The sequence below is a fragment of the Paenibacillus sp. SSG-1 genome, assembly GCF_002224835.1.
GTDB lineage: Bacteria > Bacillota > Bacilli > Paenibacillales > Paenibacillaceae > Paenibacillus_AQ > Paenibacillus_AQ favisporus.
Genome location: NZ_MBRK01000001.1, coordinates 5804372 through 5822786, shown reverse-complemented (window position 1 = coordinate 5822786; position 18415 = coordinate 5804372). Strand labels below are relative to the sequence as shown.

General features: G+C 51.8%; 17 protein-coding genes. All 17 read left to right on the top strand.

Annotated features, from left to right (window positions below):
- Positions 1 to 18: 18 nt before the first annotated feature.
- Positions 19 to 969: a carbohydrate ABC transporter permease gene (locus BCV73_RS26710; RefSeq protein WP_076172753.1), complete on the top strand. Its 951-nt coding sequence runs from the start codon at positions 19 to 21 to the stop codon at positions 967 to 969.
- 20 nt (positions 970 to 989) lie between these two features.
- The gene (locus BCV73_RS26705; protein ID WP_089550416.1) at positions 990 to 1847 is read left to right on the top strand and encodes a carbohydrate ABC transporter permease; all 858 of its coding nucleotides are present in this window, start codon (positions 990 to 992) and stop codon (positions 1845 to 1847) included.
- A 12-nt stretch (positions 1848 to 1859) separates the two neighbouring features.
- Positions 1860 to 3281, top strand: coding sequence for an NHL repeat-containing protein (locus BCV73_RS26700; RefSeq protein ID WP_218828197.1), 1422 nt, complete (start codon positions 1860 to 1862; stop codon positions 3279 to 3281).
- Positions 3278 to 3925 (top strand): Yip1 family protein, encoded by a 648-nt coding sequence (locus tag BCV73_RS26695; protein ID WP_076172755.1) that lies wholly within the window; start codon positions 3278 to 3280, stop codon positions 3923 to 3925. The genes BCV73_RS26700 and BCV73_RS26695 overlap by 4 nt, the downstream gene beginning before the upstream one ends.
- A gap of 10 nt (positions 3926 to 3935) precedes the next feature.
- The gene (locus BCV73_RS26690) at positions 3936 to 6185 is read left to right on the top strand and encodes a DUF5696 domain-containing protein (RefSeq protein WP_089549175.1); all 2250 of its coding nucleotides are present in this window, start codon (positions 3936 to 3938) and stop codon (positions 6183 to 6185) included.
- Positions 6182 to 7051: a carbohydrate ABC transporter permease gene (locus BCV73_RS26685; RefSeq protein WP_076172757.1), complete on the top strand. Its 870-nt coding sequence runs from the start codon at positions 6182 to 6184 to the stop codon at positions 7049 to 7051. The genes BCV73_RS26690 and BCV73_RS26685 overlap by 4 nt, the downstream gene beginning before the upstream one ends.
- A gap of 27 nt (positions 7052 to 7078) precedes the next feature.
- Complete coding sequence (locus tag BCV73_RS26680) at positions 7079 to 8065, top strand: carbohydrate ABC transporter permease (RefSeq protein WP_089549174.1); 987 nt, start codon at positions 7079 to 7081, stop codon at positions 8063 to 8065.
- Between the two features lie 53 nt (positions 8066 to 8118).
- A complete protein-coding gene (locus tag BCV73_RS26675) occupies positions 8119 to 9174 on the top strand; it encodes a glycoside hydrolase family 76 protein (RefSeq protein ID WP_089549173.1) in 1056 nt (351 codons plus the stop codon).
- A 192-nt stretch (positions 9175 to 9366) separates the two neighbouring features.
- Complete coding sequence (locus BCV73_RS26670) at positions 9367 to 10386, top strand: LacI family DNA-binding transcriptional regulator (protein ID WP_076172759.1); 1020 nt, start codon at positions 9367 to 9369, stop codon at positions 10384 to 10386.
- Positions 10387 to 10514: 128 nt separating this feature from the next.
- Positions 10515 to 11504 carry an ABC transporter permease gene (locus BCV73_RS26665; protein WP_179232075.1) on the top strand — a complete coding sequence of 330 codons (990 nt, stop codon included), beginning with the start codon at positions 10515 to 10517 and terminating at the stop codon, positions 11502 to 11504.
- A 23-nt stretch (positions 11505 to 11527) separates the two neighbouring features.
- Entirely contained in the window at positions 11528 to 12412 is an 885-nt protein-coding gene (locus BCV73_RS26660; protein WP_089549172.1) for a carbohydrate ABC transporter permease, read from the top strand.
- A 90-nt stretch (positions 12413 to 12502) separates the two neighbouring features.
- Positions 12503 to 14149, top strand: a complete 1647-nt coding sequence (locus BCV73_RS26655; RefSeq protein WP_089549171.1) for a type 2 periplasmic-binding domain-containing protein — start codon at positions 12503 to 12505, stop codon at positions 14147 to 14149.
- A gap of 46 nt (positions 14150 to 14195) precedes the next feature.
- Positions 14196 to 15539, top strand: a complete 1344-nt coding sequence (locus BCV73_RS26650; RefSeq protein ID WP_089549170.1) for a glycoside hydrolase family 30 protein — start codon at positions 14196 to 14198, stop codon at positions 15537 to 15539.
- A 282-nt stretch (positions 15540 to 15821) separates the two neighbouring features.
- Positions 15822 to 16799 (top strand): ABC transporter ATP-binding protein, encoded by a 978-nt coding sequence (locus tag BCV73_RS26645; RefSeq protein ID WP_089549169.1) that lies wholly within the window; start codon positions 15822 to 15824, stop codon positions 16797 to 16799.
- Positions 16792 to 17547, top strand: coding sequence for an ABC transporter permease (locus BCV73_RS26640; RefSeq protein ID WP_076172764.1), 756 nt, complete (start codon positions 16792 to 16794; stop codon positions 17545 to 17547). The genes BCV73_RS26645 and BCV73_RS26640 overlap by 8 nt, the downstream gene beginning before the upstream one ends.
- A 43-nt stretch (positions 17548 to 17590) precedes the next feature.
- On the top strand, positions 17591 to 18007 hold the full coding sequence (locus BCV73_RS26635) for a GntR family transcriptional regulator (protein ID WP_076172765.1): 417 nt from the start codon (positions 17591 to 17593) through the stop codon (positions 18005 to 18007).
- Positions 17985 to 18415: ATP-binding cassette domain-containing protein (locus tag BCV73_RS35975; protein ID WP_256993175.1), on the top strand; the 431-nt coding region annotated here is incomplete at its 3' end. The genes BCV73_RS26635 and BCV73_RS35975, both read left to right, overlap by 23 nt.

Sequence of the window (18415 nt, the reverse complement as noted above, 5' to 3'; positions counted from 1 at the left end):
GGCGGAAGGAGGAGCAGTATGCAAAGCAGCGTGGAGGTTAAAGGGCCGCTCCAGCTGGCACCGCAGAAGGCACGTCGATTCAAATTGACTCACGCGAGAAAGAGGGCTGCGCTCGGTTATTTGTTTCTCAGCCCGTTCCTGATTCTCTTCATCGTGTTTACCGTCATTCCCGTCGTGCAGTCGGTCTATCTCAGCTTCACCTACTACAACATGCTCCAACCGGCGAGGTGGGTAGGCTTATCCAACTACAGCGTCTTGTTTCTGGAAGACGACATCTTTCTCACATCGCTAAAAAATACGTTTATCTTCGCTGTGATCGCCGGGCCGCTAAGCTATTGCTTATCCTTTTTGCTCGCGTGGGTGATCAATACGCTGAAGGCCAAAATGATATTCTCGTTGGCCTTTTACGTCCCTTCGATTACGAGCGGAATCGCTTTATCGATCGTCTGGCTGTACATATTCTCCGGAGACCGCTACGGGTTATTGAACAATGCGCTGCTCAACTGGGGCATGATCAGCGAACCGATTCTCTGGAATACGGATCCGAATACGATCATGCCGGTCATCATCATCGTTTCTTTGTGGATGAGCATGGGTACGGGATTCCTGGTGTTCCTGGCGGGGCTGCAGAATGTATCGCCAGAGCTGTATGAAGCAGGCGCCATTGACGGGATTTCCAGCCGGTTTCAGGAATTGTGGTTCATTACGCTGCCGCTGATGAAGCCGCAGCTGCTGTTCGGTGCAGTCAACGCCATCGTCGGCGCTTTCGGGGTGTTCGACATTGCCGTGGCCATCTCCGGGATGCCGAGCCCGAACTATGCGGGCCATACGATTATTGCGCATCTGTTCGACTATGCCTTCATCCGGTTCGAGCTGGGATACGCATCGGCAATCGCCGTCTTCCTGTTTGTAGTCACGTTCGGCTTAGGCCGCATCGTGATGCGGTTACTATCGTCCAAAGATCAATAAGGGGGCTAAAGGACGTGACGATGAGCTTTACGAAATTTATCGCCCGTTTCAACAGGGGTTTGTTATACGCGTTTATGATCGCATTGGTCGGATTTACGTCCTTGCCGATCGTATATATGATTTCCACGGCTTTCAAACCGCTCGATGAGCTGTTTCTTTATCCGCCGAGATTTTTTGTGCAGAAGCCGACCCTGCGCAGCTTCTTTGATCTGCTTACCGCGACGGACAGCTCTGTCGTTCCTTTCTCGCGGTACATCTTCAACAGCTTGTTCGTCTCCGTTGCGGTCGTGCTCTCCAGCTTGGTTGTGTGCTGCCTGGGAGCGTACGTGTTATCCAAGTTCAAGCCGCCGGGTGCGGGCTTCATCTTCTCCGTCATCCTGTCCGCTCTGATGTTCTCGCCGCAGGTGACCCAGATCCCGACTTATATGATCGTATCGAGCTTAGGATTGGTCAATACGTATTGGGCGTTAATTCTGCCGAAGATTGCCGTGGCCTTCAATATCTTCCTCATGAAACAGTTCTTCGACCAAATTCCCGATGCCCTGATCGAGGCTGCGCATATCGACGGAGCATCGGATTGGAAAATCTTCTGGAGGGTGATTATGGCGGTGAGCAAGCCGGCCTGGGCAACGTTGATTATTTTCTCTTTCATCGGGAACTGGAACGATTTCTTTTCGGCGCTCGTGTTTACGACAAGCGAATCGATGAAGACGCTGCCGCTGGCGATTCAGACACTGGCTGGAGGGCCTGGCGTCGTTGCGCGGACGGGTGCGCTGGCTGCCGGCACGTTCCTGATGACGCTTCCTCCGATTCTCATCTTCCTGCTGTTCCAGAAGCTGATTATGAATACGATGGTTCATTCCGGGATCAAATCATAGGGGGCGGATATGGTGTACAAACGAATAACGGCGGGTATACTCGGCGGTCTGCTGTTTCTGATCAGCAGCTTGCCTGCCCATGCGCTCCCGCAAATGTCTTATACGCTCGATCCGATGTATGGCCATCGGATGCCGATCCCCCTGACCTATACGGTAGACACGATCATTATGGATGTTGGCCAGCCCGGCTTGAATAAACCGAACGACTTGTTTATCGACGAGAAGGGGCTCTTATACGTAGCCGACACGGATAACAACCGGATTGTGAAATTGGACGGCCAAGGGAAAGTGCTGGGCATCTTCGGGAAAGAACAAAGCGTCGAGCTCAGCAGTCCGAGCGGTATCTATGTCGATAGCCTCGGTCATATGTTCGTAGCGGACACGGGCAGCGGCAGGATCATTCATCTGTCTCCGAAAGGGGAGTTAATCGAAGAGTTCGTCAAGCCGGAATCTTCCCTGCTGAGCGAAGATTTGGATTTTTCCCCGGATAAAGTCATCATGGACCGGCGCGGTTATCTCTATGCGCTCAATAAAAATGACTACAGCGGCTTCATGATGATCGACGCGATGAACCAGTTCCGCGGCTATATCGGCGCCAACCGCGTTCCGTTCGACTGGAAGAAGCTGCTCATCCGGTTACTGGCAACGCCGGAGCAGCGGGAGCAGCTGAACAATGCGGTTCCTCCGCAAAATTCAAATATCACAATCGACGGTAAAGGATTTATTTATACGCCGACGGTTCTGATCGAAGCGGACCAGCTCAAGAAGTTTAATGCCATGGGTGAAAACATCTACAAGAAGGCATTTTTCGGCGAAGCTTCGATCGAAAGCGGGGCGCTGGAAAACCCATATTTCATCGATATGGCTGTCGATCAATACGGGGTCGTGAACGCGCTCGACGCGATGTCGCGGAAGATCTATCAATACGATCAGGAAGGCAATCTGCTTGCTGTATTCGGCGGACAAGGCGATGAGAAGGGGCGCTTTGAATACCCGACGAGCATCGTCGTCGATAAGGCGGGCAAAATCTACGTGCTGGACCGGGACCGCAATAACATTCAAATTTTTCAGCCGACACGCTTCGCGGAATTGGTCCACCAAGCGAGCCAGCTGCACTTCAACGGGCGTTACCAGGAAGCGATGGTGCCCTGGAAGGAAGTGCTGAAGATCGACGAGAACTATCCGCTTGCCCACCGCGGCGTGGCGAAAGCGCTGATGAAGGAAGAGAGATGGAAGGAAGCGATGCGGGAATTTAAGCTGGGCAATGACCAGGAGGGGTATTCACTCGCTTTTGCCGAGTATCGGCATGGCTTGTTGCGTGAATATTTGGGCTGGATTATCTTGGCCGTCGTTCTCATCGTGGTCGCCATCTACTTTATCGTCAAATTCATGATCCGCGTCACGAATACCGTCATAAGGAGGTATGGCTATTGATCAGAACGGCGGATATCAAACAGTCGGGTCTCCGGTCACTGCGGCTGGGCATAGCAATACTGTTCCATCCGGTGGACGGTTTTGAGGAGCTGCAGAAAAACAAGCATCTGATCTCGGCATTCGTCTTAATCCTGCTGACCATCAGCGTCAGAATTATATCGATCTATATGACCAGCTTTCATATGACGTCGCTTCAGCCGAAGGATGCCAATTTGAATTTGGAAATCATCCGCTTCGTCGTGCCGCTGATCTCGGGCGTGATTGCCTGTTATTTAATTACAGCGATTATGGACGGCGAGGCCTACTTCAGCCAAGTGCTGACCGCAATGTCCTATGCCTTGATTCCCTATATCGTATTTACCATCCCGCTGGCTGCCGTCTCCTTGGTGATGTCAAGGGGCGAACTGGGGCTGTACAACAGCATCAATTCGATCATATGGCTGTGGGTGGCCCTGCTCATCTTCATTCAACTGAAGGTGCTGAACGATTATACCTTTAAGAAGGCGGTCGGCGTCCTCCTTTTATCCATCTTTGCCTTTATTATTTTCTGGGGAACGGTAGGGCTTGTCTTCGCCTTGACGAACCACGTTCTTCAATTTGTGCGTGAAGTGGCCGTAGAAGTCAGATACTTACTGGAAAATTGAGGGGGGTACCATGAAAACGAGACTCGCCAAACGATGGATCTACTATTTAACCGTCAGCGTCATCATTGCTGCGCTCGTGCTTCTGGCGTTACCCTCCGTGCAAAGGGCCATGGAACGGGCCAAGGAGGAAATGAGGCCGAATAAGAACCAGGTCGTTGAGAGTGAGCAGATGCCGGCTCCGGAGGAGAGCGGACAGCCGCAGAAGCCAACCCATTATGAGAAGATCGCCGAGAACGACCGGCTTGAGCTGCAGTTCCGCTCATCCGATTCCGCCATCGCGGTGATCGACAAGAGCAACGGGTACCGGTGGGAATCGGCAGTTCCGCTGCAGGATGTCGAAACGGACGGGAATGAGCTGTGGACCGCCAGCAGTCAGTCGATTTTTCATCTGACCTACACGGATCCCCATCTGCCTGCGCTGGAAACGCAGGAGACGAACTTTGCACTTGAGCAGCCGAAGATGACGACGACCTCACTGGAAAACGGGATATCGGTCCGTTACGAGCTGCCCAGGCTGAAAATCAGCTTCGATATGAGCTTCCAATTGAAGGGGAACGCCCTCGAAGTCACCGTACCCGGCCAATCGATCCAGGAAGGGGAAGACAACTGGCTCATGTCGGTTGCTCCGCTTCCCTTCTTCGGAGCGGCATCGGATCACGATCAAGGCTATGCGGTCTATCCCGACGGGCCGGGTGCGCTGTCTTATTTTAAGACGAACCACCCGAATTATTTGAATCCTTATCGTGCGAGCGTTTACGGCGCGGATACGATTACCTTCAATTTTTTCGGACGGGAACAAAACGCGATGCTGCCGATCTTCGGCTTGAAAGTGGGCAATAACTCCTTTATGGGGATCATCACCCAAGGAGAATACGACGCGAATATCCTCTATTCGCCGAGCGGCTATCTCATTAATTTGAACCGAATATCTTCCGAGCTCGTTTACAGGCGCGAGTATGAAGCGGTTAAGAAAGACGGCAATCTGACGAAGAAGCCCGAAAAGGACCTGATCCGCGAGGATCATACCATCCGCTACATGTTCTTTAGCGGCAAAGAAGCCGATTACAGCCATATGGCGACCGCCTACAGGGAGTATTTGCTCGACGAGCAAGGCGTGATTCCGAAGGTGAAGAAAGGGGAAGCGGTTCCTTTCGGACTTGATCTGCTTATGGGCATTAAGAAGGACCAGATTCTGTTCGATCATTTTATTCAGAGTACAACCTTCTCAGAGGCGCAGGACATGATGGAGGACCTCAGCCAGCGCGGCGTGCAGTCGATTTCGGCGAACCTGCTCGGTTGGACGGGCGAAGGCTACATGAGTTATCCGTCGGGATATAAGCCTTCCCGTAAGCTGGGCGGCACAAGAGGGCTGGCGAAGCTGAGCGAGTATGCGAAGGCGAAGAACTACCAGCTTTTTCTGCAGGACAACTATGTCGAGGCATGGAAGGGCAACGACGGGTTCTCGTCGCGTAAAGACGTCGTTGTCGGAGCCAATCATTTTGTCGTGACCGACCGTTACAGCGAGCTCTTCTACTTGAATGCAGGCAAGCAGAATGCGCATTTCCAGAAGAAAGTGCTGAATCCGCTGCGCAAGCTGGGGATTACCGGCATTAACTTCGACGGCATCGGCAGTCAGCTCTACTACGATTATAATGACGATTACCCGCTGAAGCGCGGGGGGACAGCCAAGCAGTGGACGGAAATGATGGAGAAATCGGTCCTGCAGTTCGGCGGTGCGGCCTCGGTTGGGGGCAATGGATACAGCCTGAAGCATTCCTCCCGCCTGTTCGGCATCCCGATGGAGGACAGCGGCTTTTTCTTTACCGACGAAACGATCCCGTTCTACCAGATGGCGCTGCACGGCATTATTCCTTACTCGGGCGATCCGCAAAATTTATTCTACGATCCACAGCTGCAATACCTCAAAATGGTGGAATACGGCTATATGCCGTACTACCAATTAACGATGAACCACTCTGAAGATTTAAAGGACACCATCTACAGCGATTTGTTCAGTTCGGCTTACAGCAATTGGGTGGATCAAGCGGTCCAATACTATAAAGAGATGAACGACAAGCTGAGATCGGTATGGTCGCAAACGATGAAGGAGCACCGCAAGCTGCAGGATGATGTCTATGAGGTCGTATATGAGGACGGGACTCGCGTCATTGTCAATTATACGCCGGGTGAGGTGACGGTCGATCATCATGTCGTTCCGGGCAAAAACTTCATCGTGGTGCCGAAGGGGGGATCAGCATGACAGGGAAAAAGTTGAGTCTGGAACGAAAAAAGATGCTGGCAGGCTATGTTTATATCGCTCCATGGGCGATCGGGTTCGCATTGTTCATGCTGTATCCTTTGATTTACTCCCTTTGGCTGGCCTTTCATGAAGTGGTCGGCGTCGGCAATTTCGACTTGGAGCCTGTCGGCTGGGGAAATTTCAACAAAGCGTTCGTGCTGGATACGCAGTTTATTCCGTTGTTCATTTCGGTGGTGCAGGATGCCGTCATCAATACGCCGCTGATTCTGGTCTTCTCTTTGTTTATCGCGATCCTGCTGAATCATAAGATTCGCGGGCGCGCCTTCTTCCGGGCTGCATTTTTCCTGCCTGTTTTGATCGGCTCCGGCCTTGCGATGCAGCAGCTGCTCTACGCAGGGGTCGGCAAAGACACGCTGGTGAACGGCATCGGCGTTCCGGAGGAGGTATTTCTGTATATGGGCCCGACGTTCTCGCAGATCGTCTTCGATATGCTGAGCAGGCTTACCGTGATCTTTTGGAAAACGGGCGTGCAGATCCTGCTCTTTTTAGCCGGACTTCAGGGGATTTCTCTGTCGCTCTATGAGTCGGCCAGATGCGACGGTGCAACCGAATGGGAGATGTTCTGGAAAATCACGCTGCCGCTGATCTCACCGATCATCCTGCTTAATCTCGTCTATACATGCGTGGATTCCTTTACGGATATCAACAACAGGATGATGGTCTATATCAAAGATACGGCCTTTACGAAGATCGAAATGGGCTACGCGTCCGGTATGGGCTGGATCTACTTCTTGTTTATCTTCCTGCTGCTCATTATCGTATTTGCTTCAACCAGGCGCTTAGTCGTATACACAGGTGAAAAATGAGAATGAGGAGCAAGGAGGTGGTGCAGCGTGAAACCGATTCCGATGTCGAAGACCAAGCAGCGTGTGGCTGTGCAGCCCGAAAGTATCGCTAACCGGGCGAAAGCGTTAAGAAATAACAGCGTCATCAGCCGGATCAGCAGCAAAAGCCGCTGGTTCGCGCTCATTTACCGCATCTTCGTGTACGTCATTCTGATTGACTTGGCCTTTGTTTTTCTCTATCCGTTTATCTATATGATCACGACCTCGCTCAAGCATCCGGTGGATCTGATCGACTTCGCGATCAAGTGGATTCCGACGAGTCTGGCGTGGGAAAACTTCTACTACGGGATGAAGGGGCTGCAGTTTTGGACGCATTTCAATAACTCGGCCCTCATTTCCGTAGTGAGTGTGATCGGCCAGGTATTATCCTGCTCTTTCGTCGCCTATGGTTTCTCCCGCATTAGGTTTCCCGGACGGGAAGTCCTGTTCGTGCTGTGCATGTTCACGATGATCATTCCGCCGCAAACGATCATTGTCCCTTTGTATATGCAGTACAAGACGATCGGCTGGCTGGACAGCGTGATGCCGCTGATCGTGCCTTCCTTTTTTGCGAATGGGCTTAGGGGTGCCCTGTTCATCTTTATCTTCCGCCAGCTGTTCCGCGGGCTTCCGTGGGAGCTGGAGGATGCGGCCAGGGTGGATGGCTGCGGAAGCTTCCGCGTATACTGGAGAATTATTCTCCCGCTTACACCGCCTGCGATTGTCGTAACGACCCTGCTGTCCTTGGTATGGCACTGGAATGACTTCTTCGAGCCGTCGATCTTCCTGACGTCAGAGGAGAAGTTCACCTTGCCGATGATGCTTCCGCGGCTCTACCAATCCCTGGATACATTGACAGGCAGCAGCTTTGAAGTGTTCAGCCTGCCTGTCGTCATGGCCGCTACATTCCTTGCACTGATTCCGATGCTTGTCGTCTATCTCTTTCTGCAGCGGTATTTCATTCAAGGCGTGGAGCGTTCCGGGCTGGTTGAGTAAGCGGAATGAAAAGCACTCCATTCGGGTGCCGTTGAAAGGGGAGAGAGGCCGCCATGCTGTGGTCAGAACGCGCGGATGCGGCGCAGGAAGCGCTGCGCCGACATTATTGGAACCCGGGTATCGCCATGTTTAATATTGAAACGCCGTGCCCGAACGGCGATTGCAACACGATTTTTCATTACTGGTGGATGGCGCATGCCGCCGACGTGCTGGTGGACGGACTGCTGCGCACCGGCGAGGCGGTTTACGGGGAGACGCTCGCGGAGCTGCATGACGGCATCCGGCGCCGGAACGGCGGCGTGTACCCGAATGAGCTGTACGACGATATGGAATGGATGGCGCTCGCCTGGCTGCGCGCGTACGAGGCGACCGGCGAGGAGACGTACAAGGAAACCGTCCACATCCTGTGGGAGGACATCCAGAGCGGATGGAACGACCATATGGGAGGCGGCATCGCGTGGCATAAATCCCAGCTGGCTTACAAAAACACCCCGGCCAATGCGCCCGCCGCCATTCTCGCGGCAAGGCTGTACCGGTGCTTTGGCAGCGCGGAGGATTTGGAGTGGGCCCGCAAAATATACGATTGGCAGCAGCGCTCCCTGGTCGATCCCGCCAACGGCTTCGTCTGGGACGGCATGAACCGGACCGGGGACGGAAGGATTGATAAGGACTGGAAGTTTACCTACTGCCAGGGTGTCTTTATCGGAGCGGGCGTGGAGCTGTGGCGGGTGAGCGGGGAGCCGGGCTTCCTCGTGGATGCTCTGCGCACGGCCGAGGCCGCCAAGGCGGAGCTTGCCGCGGATGATGGCGTGCTCCCGGACGAAGGAAGCGGGGACGGCGGCCTGTTCAAAGGCATCCTGGTCCGCTACCTGGCTGAGCTGAGCCTGGCCTCGGTGGAGGCGGCCCGGTTTGCCGTCCCGATGCTCGCCGCAAATGCCGGCGTGCTGTGGGACGCCGGGCGAAGCGCCGCATGCCTGTTCGGAACGGACTGGAGCCAGGCGCCGGCAGATCCGGTATCCCTGAGCACCCAGCTGAGCGGCGTGAAGCTGCTGGAGCGTATGGCGGTGCTGGAGAAACTGGGGGTTGCCGATCATGAGAGTAAACAATAAGCATGTTTAACGATATCTTAAACAGTAGAACTTCATCGTTGGTATGGAAGGCAGACTCAGTGGACCGCTCACGTAAAGTGGGCGGTCTTTTGGTTTGTTTTCCCGCTCCCTAAAAAAAGGATTGTGTTGAAAGCGCCTGTATGGTATTTTATGTACATAAAAACGTTTTTATAGCAAAGGAAGAATGGTTATATGGGTAAGGTAACGATCAAGGATGTAGCTAAAGCAGCCGGAGTCTCCATTTCTACGGTTTCGAATGCATTGAATGACGTGGATGTATTGACCCCGGAGACCAAATCACATGTTCTGAAGGTGGCAGAACAATTAAATTATGTACCGAACCTGAACGGGAAGCTGCTGAAGTCGGGGAAGACCAAGATGCTTGGCTTTTTTACAACAAGCGTGGCAGGGCCCTACTTCTACACACTGGTTGAGTCGATGTCACATGAATGCGACCGTTTGGGTTACGGATTGAATGTGTTTATTACGAAGGATAAGCAGGTTATCATGAGCAATATTATGGGCGGCCGGGTGGATGGCGTCATCATATTCGAAGAGCTGAGGATCGACGACAAAGACATCGCCGCTATGGAGAAGGACAAGATCAATGCCGTGTTCCTGGATCGCGAGATTCAGAAAGAGACGATGGGCAGCATCATTTTCGACTCCTATGAGGCCGGTTATGAAGCGACTAAATATTTGATCAGCCTGGGGCATAAGAAGATTGCCTATATTTCCGGCGTGGATACGATGTTTGACAGCGTTCAGCGGAAAGAAGGATATCTGGCTGCTCTGCGCGAGTGTCAGTTTCCCATCGATGGAGACTATATTCTGCAAGGTTATTTTGAGGAAGAAGGCTCCTATAACGCTGTAAAATCCTTTCTTCACCTGCACCCCGACAAAGTGCCCGATGCTTTTCTTGCCGGTAACGACGTGAGTGCCATCGGTTGTATTCGGGCCCTGAAATCCCTGGGATACGAGGTTCCCCAAGATATAAGCGTCGTGGGCTTCGATGATATTGATATTGCGCAGTATTTTACACCGCCTCTCTCGACCGTACGCAATCAGATTGCCAGACAAGGCATTCTGGCCGTGGATCACCTGGTTCGCATGATTCAGAAGAAAGAGCAAGGCAAGACTCAGAAATTGCCTGGGGAGCTTGTCGTTCGCGGCACCAGTCATGTGAAGATCAATCGGAATAAACCGGTTTAAGTGAAAGGGCCAATGATTATTCCGATTCTTTTTTTTAAAATGATACAAAATAGGAGGATATTTTTTGCCAAAAAATAAAAACGTTTTTATTTAAGTCTGTCATTTTGTGATCAAAGGAGGCTTACTAGGTGGGCAAAACAGTTTTAGTTCAGCCAACCGGCACAGGCCCGGTTCAACCAACCGGAAAGAAGCCGCGAGGGCAGAGAATCAAGGAGTTTTTCATTGATTTCAAGCGGCAATGGGAGCTTCAATCGATGATTCTTCCCGGTATTATCTTCATGTTTATTTTTTGCTACATACCGATTTATGGTTTATCCATTGCTTTTAAAAATTACACCGTCATTGATACGCTGGATTCCGCTCCGTGGGTTGGCCTGGACAATTTCAAAATTATTATATCGGACAAGTATTTTTGGGATTCCGTAGTCAACACGCTGGGCATCAGCTTTTTAAAATTGGCGGTGGGCTTTGTCATTCCGATCATTTTGGCCATTATGATTTACGAGGTTAGCATGGGCCGGTTCAAAAAATTCGTACAGACGATTTCGTATCTGCCTCACTTCTTGTCATGGATCGTGCTGGGCGGAATGCTCATTACCTGGTTCTCCACCTCCGGTTTACTTAACGAAGTGCTGCTTGGCTTAGGGCTAATCTCGCAGCCGCAAAACATTTTGCTCGACCCGAGCAAGTATTGGTGGATTGCGACCTTATCGGATATCTGGAAGGAAGCTGGATGGGGGACGATTCTGTACTTGGCGGTCATGTCCAAGATTGATCCTACCTACTATGAAGCCGCAAAAATCGATGGTGCGAGTCGCCTCAGACAAATCTGGAACATCACACTGCCTAACATGAAGATGATTATCAGCTTAAATCTGATCCTGACTGTAAGCGGTTTATTGGGGTCAAATTTGGATCAAACCTTGGTGCTCATGAATTCACAGAACCGGGAAAAGGCAGAAGTCATTAACTCGTACGTGTACCGGATGGGGATGACGCAAGGGGATTTCTCTTATGCCACCGCGGTTGGTTTGGGTGTATCCATCATATCGGTCATTCTGCTCGTTACGGCTAATAAGGTGACCAGCAAATTAAATGATAATCAATCCGTTCTATAGGCCATGCAGGGGGAGGCATTACGGTGAATTTGAAAGCAGCAAAAGGGGATCTCGATAGCAAAATCTTTGATACGATCAACATCATCCTATTGGTTGTATTTACGATTATTATTGTCGTTCCGTTATGGAACGTCGTCGTTTCATCCTTCAGTTCGGGCAGGGCCCTTGCCGAGGGCGGGTTTATCTTTTGGCCTAAAGAATTATCGCTTGAGAATTATCAGGCTGTGTTCAGAGATACAGGCATATGGCAGGCCTTTTTCATCTCGGTTGCCAAAACCGTGATCGGGGTTATCACCCATGTATTCTTCTGTGCCATGGTAGGTTACGGCCTGAGCAAAAAATACGTCCGCGGCCGCAAGTTCTACGTTGCGATGGGTGTCATCACCATGTTTTTCTCGGGCGGTATGATTCCGACCTACTTATTGATTAAAAGCTTGGGCCTGCTGAACACCTTCTGGGTTTATATTATTCCGGCTCTCTTAAGCTTCTATGATGTCATCATTCTGATGAATTTCTTCCGCAATGTGCCGGATTCGCTGGAAGAGTCGGCAAAGATCGACGGCGGCGGCGACTGGAGAGTTTTTCTGAGCATATTCATTCCTCTTTCTATGCCGGCCATGGCCACAATCGCCCTATTTAACGGGGTAGGGCAATGGAATGATTTTATGACCACGAAACTGTATATCACCGACCAATCGCTATATCCCTTACAGATGATGCTGTATGAAATTATTGTGCAGTCTCAGACGCAATCGATGCAAAATATAGGTTCCGTAGCGATTCAAACCACCACGAAAGGGGTCCAACTAGCAACAATCGTCGTAACAACGCTGCCGATTGTTGTGATGTATCCGATATTGCAAAGATATTTTATCTCGGGGATGATGCTTGGGGCAGTCAAAGAATAGAGAAGCAACTCTAAGGGAGTGGAAATGAAGCTGGCTGTAAAAACACAGGCTCTATCAGGAAAGCGCTTTAATTAAAAGGGAGGGTATAGGATGTTTACGAACAAAGCTTTTGGAAAGAAAGGACTCACACTGTTAACTGTATTGATGAGTGTTGTATTGGTTGTTAGTGGCTGCAGCGGATCGGGCGGCAAGTCCGGCTCCAAGAAGGAGAATTGGGTTTCGATCGAAGACCGTTATACTCCGGATGCCGAGACTCCGGCCTGGAAGCTGGATAAAAAAGAAGAGGTAACCAACCTGACTTGGTATGTAAATGCGGATTGGTGGAATACGGATTTCGGCAAGGACGTTGTCACCAAAAAAATCAAGGAAGATCTGAATATCAATATCAAGTTCATCACGGGTGACGATACCAAATTGAACACGTTTTTTGCCGGCGGGGAAATGCCGGATTTGATCACAACGTTTGACTCCAACTCCCCGGTGGTACAAAAAGCGGCCACTTGGGCGCTGCCGTTAAATGATCTGGCTGAGAAATATGATCCCTACTTCAATAAAGTTGCTGCACAAGACACACTCAACTGGTTCAAGCTCAAGGACGGCAAAACCTACGGATATCCGAACTATTCCAATACACAAAAGGACTATGACAGCGGCAATATTCCTGCGAAAACGGCATTTATCATCCGTAAGGATGTTTACGAAGCCCTGGGTAAACCGGTTATGGGCACACCAGAGCAATTTCAGGCTGTCCTCCAGGATATCAAGAATAAATTCCCTGACCTGATTCCATTCGGGTTCAACTCCATTGGTGAAGGAACAGGATCGCTTGGCGATACGCTTCAGGACTTCATCGGCGTGCCGCTGGAAGACAAGAATGGCGGATTCTACAACCGTAACCTCGATGAAGACTATTTAACTTGGGTAAAGACGCTTAATTCCGTATACAGAGCCGGGGCGATCAGCGATGACAGCTTTGCCGATGACGGAACCGCTTTTGAAGAAAAGGTCAAGGCCGGCAAATATGCAACCATTTTGTTGGATGGAACACCGCAGCAGGGCGGCAACCTGCAAAGCTTCTACAGTAATAATAAAGGCAAGGAGTATATCGCGATTGACGGCCCCCAAAGCACGGCCTTGCATTCACCGACACTGAACCAATCCGGGATCACAGGCTGGATGATCAGCTTTATTACGAAAAATAATGTGGATCCCGCTAAATCGATTCAGCTCTTCACCTACTTGCTAAGCGAAGAAGGACAAATGCTGATGAACTATGGTATTGAAGGCGAGACCTATAAAGTGAACGCGGATGGAAAGGTCGAGTTCCTGCCTGCAGTGAAGGAGCTTCAGTTGAACAACCCGGATTCCTTTAAAAAGGATTACCGCATGGGCGAATTCATGTTCTTTGGCCATGACCGCCACAAAGCGCTCAGTGGTGACGCATTCCCGGATGCCATCAAGCAAATGCAGGAATGGGGTAAAGGAAAGCTGGTGCCACACTTTATCCTGGAAAATATCAACCCTGACCAAGGCACACCGGAAGCGCGTTCTTTGGCCGCAATCAATACCAAATGGAACTCAACACTCATCAGTATGATTCGTTCGAAGGATGATGCTGCGTTCGATAGCCTCTTGAATGAATACAAAAAGTTCCTGGACAGTAACAATTGGGACAAAATCGTGGAGGTTCGCAATGAGAAGATGAAAGCGAACAAAGAAAAGCTTGGGCTGAAATAGGCTTTCACGGATAGGAAACGATATATAGAAATCTGGAGGGAACAACATGCTGAACATGACAATCTACCAGTCGAATGGGGAAGAGGAATTATTCATTAAGAAAACGAAGGAGGAGCTTACGCCTGTATCTCCCTCTGCACTGCTGAATACGGTTGTTATCGATGAGGAGCAGACGTATCAGGAGATGGATGGCTTTGGCGCGTCCTTCACGGATTCCGCGGCTTATCTGATTCATCAAGTACTGGGGGCCGAGCAGCGTTCGGAGCTTATGACACAATTGTTCGATCCGAACGAAGGGATTGGTTTGTCGGTACTGCGCCAGCCCATGGGCGCATCTGATTATGCACGTGACTTCTACAGTTATAATGATCTGCCGGAAGGCCAGGCCGATATGGAGCTGAAGCAGTTTTCCATTGCACACGATGAGGACGATATTATTCCACTCCTGCAGGAAGCGCTGCGATTGAATCCGGATATGAAGCTGATGGGTTCGCCCTGGAGCCCGCCTGGCTGGATGAAGACAAGCGGGTCGATGATCGGCGGAGAGCTGAAGCAAGAGTGCTATCCGGTTTATGCCCATTATTTCGTCCGTTATATTCAGGAGTATGCATCAAAAGGTCTGCCTATCTATGCGGTGACGCCGCAAAATGAGGCCTTGTATTCACCAGGTCATTATCCCGGCATGATCATGCTGCCTGAGGCACAAAGTGATTTCATTAAGAATCACCTGAAGCCGCAATTCGTGAAGAATCATATCGATACGAAAATCCTCTGTTATGATCACAATTGGGATAAACCCGACTACCCGCTGACGGTGTTAGAGCAGGCCGGCGATGCGGTGGATGGTGTCGCTTGGCACTGGTACGGCGGCAAGCCGTCAGCCCAATCGGACGTATTCGAAGTTTTCCCTGATAAAGAGGTCCATTTCACGGAAGGGTCGGGCGGGGAGTGGATTCCGCCGTTTGAGCAAGCCTTCTCGAATGTCATGCGGACAGGTATCGAGATTCTCCGCAATCATAGCAAGTCTTACGTCTTATGGAATATGGCACTGGATGAGAAAAATGGCCCTACCGTACCCGGCTTTGGTACAAGCACCTGTCGCGGTATTGTGACCGTGAATCAGCAGACGAAGGAACTAACCTATACGCTGGACTACTATGCGCTGGCGCATTTCAGCAAGGGGATCCGTCCGAAAGCGCGGCGTATTGCTTCGACCAGCAATGATCTGATCCGCTCCGTTGCCTTTAAAAATACGGATGGCTCTATTGCAGCCGTTCTGTTTAACGACAGTGAAGCATCGGAGAGTGTAGCTGTTCAGCTGCACGGAAAAGAGGCATTGCAGCTTGAGATGCCGCCCAAGAGCGCTTTAACGTTAATGTTTGAAGCGTAACTAGTAGAGGGGCCGTTTTATAATAAAAACCGGCTTGTTACATGAGAAAACGGCCTGCGCCGATTGAAAAGTATAAAAGAGGATTACGCTGCACGGCGACCGCTTCCCGGTATTTTACCGGAGAGTGGTCGCCGATTTTTTTCTCGAATTTTCCTATAAACTGCGCGGCTTGGTCGGAGTGACACAGAGAAAATTTACTCCGAAACAACATGATTGGGCTTTACAATCTCAATGTTCTAGTGTACTATCCAACTATAACACTAATACAAGGGAGTTGTGAGCATGAACCATCGAACAAATATGCAGGCGGACGCCGATGCGCCGGTTCTTTCACTCCAAGGGGTATCGAAACGGATCGGAAGCAAGTGGATCGTCAGCCAGCTTTCTTTTGATGTGCATAAAGGCGAAGTGGTAGGCCTGCTGGGGCCCAACGGTGCGGGCAAGACGACAACCATCCGCATGATCGCCGGATTGATCGGGATGACGGAGGGAGATGTGCTGGTCCGCGGGAGCAGCATCCGCAACGACTGGAAGCAGGCGATCCGCCATATCGGGGCGATTATCGAGAACCCGGAGTTCTACCCGTATATGACCGGATACGATAATTTGAAGCAGTATCAGCGGATGAATCCCTGGATCAGCCGGGAGCGGATCGACGAGGTTGTCCGGCTCGTGGGGCTGGAGCAGGCCATGAAGAAGAAGGTCAAAGCCTACTCGCTCGGCATGCGCCAGCGGCTCGGCATCGCCCAGGCGCTGCTGCATGAGCCGTCAGTCCTGATTCTGGATGAGCCGACGAACGGCCTGGATCCGGCGGGCATCCGGGAGATGCGCGACTATCTCAAAAATATCGCCCGCGAAGAAGGCATCTCCATCCTGGTGTCGAGTCACCTCCTGCTTGAAATGGAGCAGCTGTGCAGCCGGGTCGTCGTCATTCAAGACGGCAAGCTGGTGACGGTCCGCTCCATTGGCGGAGGCAGCCGGGAAGCGGAGCAGCCGGGGCAGCAGGAAGCCATTCGCGTCATGTTCCGCGTCGGCCGCCTGGAAGAGGCGAAGAGGCTGCTCGAAGGGCTGGATCTGGCCGAGGTACTGGCGGTGAACCCGGAACAAAGCGAGATGATTCTTTCCTTGCAGTACAAGGACATTCCGGGGGTAGTGGAGCGGCTGGGCAGCGGCCGGATCCCGATTTACCTCATTACCGAGCTCAAGCAGTCTCTAGAAGACGAATTCCTGAAATGGACGGGAGGAAACCAAATTGCGTAGTTTTTCTTTGCTGGTGGTCAACGAATGGCTCAAGATGGCCAAGAAGCGCAGCTTCTTCATTCCTTATGCCATCGCTGCAGTGGCCGCAATCGCCCTGGGCTGGATTCTGAAGCGTTGGGGTGGCGAGATGCTGACAGGGGCGAGCGCCCTGGATTATACGGTGTTGATGGCGGGTATGAGCGGCTTTGGCCAAATGACGGCCATGCTGGCGATCATCTTCACGGCCGGCATCGTATCCGGGGAGCACGGCCAAGGAACGATCAAGTTCCTGCTGATCCGCGGGCAGAGCCGGTCCGCAGTTTTGGCATCCAAGTACACGGCGGCCGTCCTGTTTACGCTGTCGCTGGCCGTATGGCTGACGGTGCTGAGCTTCGCAGCGGGTGCGTTCTTCTTCGGCACGGATGCAGGGGAAGCCGGCTGGCGGGATGTGCTGGTGGCCGGAGGCAGCACGCTGGTGTACAGCATCATTTTCATGACACTGGCCTTTATGATGGGGGTGCTGACCCGGTCGACGGGAGCCGCAATGGGTGTAGGCATGGCCTCGGTGATGTTCAGCGGAATCGTTATTCCGAAAAGCTTCTATAAATACGTGCTGTTCCCGAACGCAGACCTGTCGGTGTACAGTCAGGGCGGTCACGCACCGATTCAGGGGATGAGCCTGGGCTTTTCCATCGCCGTTCTGGCGGCATATCTCGTCTTGTTTCTTGTCGCCAGCTTTGTTACGTTTAAGAAACGTGATATAGCCTGATGCGCGGGAACGTAAGCTGACGGCGAAAGGAGTCTGTCCTGAAGTGAGTATTGAATTCGACAACAATTTGCCGATCTATCTGCAAATCATGAACCATATCAAGAGACAAATTGTCTCAGGCATCCTGCAGCCGGGCGATAAAATCCCTTCCGTAAGGGAACTGGCGGCCGACCTGCAGATCAACCCGAACACGATCCAGCGCACATTTCAGGAGCTGGAACGCGAGGAAGTCGTAGAGACCCGGCGCGGGCTGGGAAGATATGTGACAAGCGAGGAATCGAAGATTATGGCGATTAAAAAGGAAATGGCGGGCGAATTGCTTCACCAGTTTATCCATGGCATGCAGGAGCTGGGGTTCAAAAATCAAGACATCGTCTCCATCGTAAGCGAGGCGGTCGCGGAGGACCGAAAGCAAGGCGTAAAGGAGGGGGCTAAGGGTGGAAACACTGCTCAAAGTTGACGGCGTATCCAAGAAATACGGAGGCAAGCTGGCGCTGAACAGCGTGTCACTGCGCATCGGACCGGGCCGGATCGTCGGCCTGCTCGGGTCGAACGGCAGCGGGAAGAGCACGCTGATGCGGATCGCCGCCGGGCTGACGCCGCCTACCGCGGGAAGCATTTCCGTGCTGGGCAAGCCGGTGGGCAAGGAAACGCGCAGCCTGATCTCTTATATGCCGGACCTTCCGCTGACGGAGAACTGGATGCGGGTGAAGGATGCGGTTGCTTTTTACCGGGATTTCTATGATGATTTCGACTTGGAAAAGGCGCGCGAGATGCTCGACTTTATGAATTTGAAGGAGAACGACCGGGTCAGCTCCCTTTCCAAGGGCATGGGCGAACGGCTGCAGCTGACGCTGGCCCTCTCCCG

Excerpts from the sequence above, each read along its gene's own strand:
- BCV73_RS26710 (WP_076172753.1), top strand. The coding sequence starts at position 19 with ATGCAAAGCAGCGTGGAGGTTAAAGGGCCGCTCCAGCTGGCACCGCAG.
- BCV73_RS26705 (WP_089550416.1), top strand. The coding sequence starts at position 990 with ATGAGCTTTACGAAATTTATCGCCCGTTTCAACAGGGGTTTGTTATAC.
- BCV73_RS26690 (WP_089549175.1), top strand. The coding sequence starts at position 3,936 with ATGAAAACGAGACTCGCCAAACGATGGATCTACTATTTAACCGTCAGC.
- BCV73_RS26685 (WP_076172757.1), top strand. The coding sequence starts at position 6,182 with ATGACAGGGAAAAAGTTGAGTCTGGAACGAAAAAAGATGCTGGCAGGC.
- BCV73_RS26675 (WP_089549173.1), top strand. The coding sequence starts at position 8,119 with ATGCTGTGGTCAGAACGCGCGGATGCGGCGCAGGAAGCGCTGCGCCGA.
- BCV73_RS26670 (WP_076172759.1), top strand. The coding sequence starts at position 9,367 with ATGGGTAAGGTAACGATCAAGGATGTAGCTAAAGCAGCCGGAGTCTCC.
- BCV73_RS26655 (WP_089549171.1), top strand. The coding sequence starts at position 12,503 with ATGTTTACGAACAAAGCTTTTGGAAAGAAAGGACTCACACTGTTAACT.
- BCV73_RS26650 (WP_089549170.1), top strand. The coding sequence starts at position 14,196 with ATGCTGAACATGACAATCTACCAGTCGAATGGGGAAGAGGAATTATTC.
- BCV73_RS26645 (WP_089549169.1), top strand. The coding sequence starts at position 15,822 with ATGAACCATCGAACAAATATGCAGGCGGACGCCGATGCGCCGGTTCTT.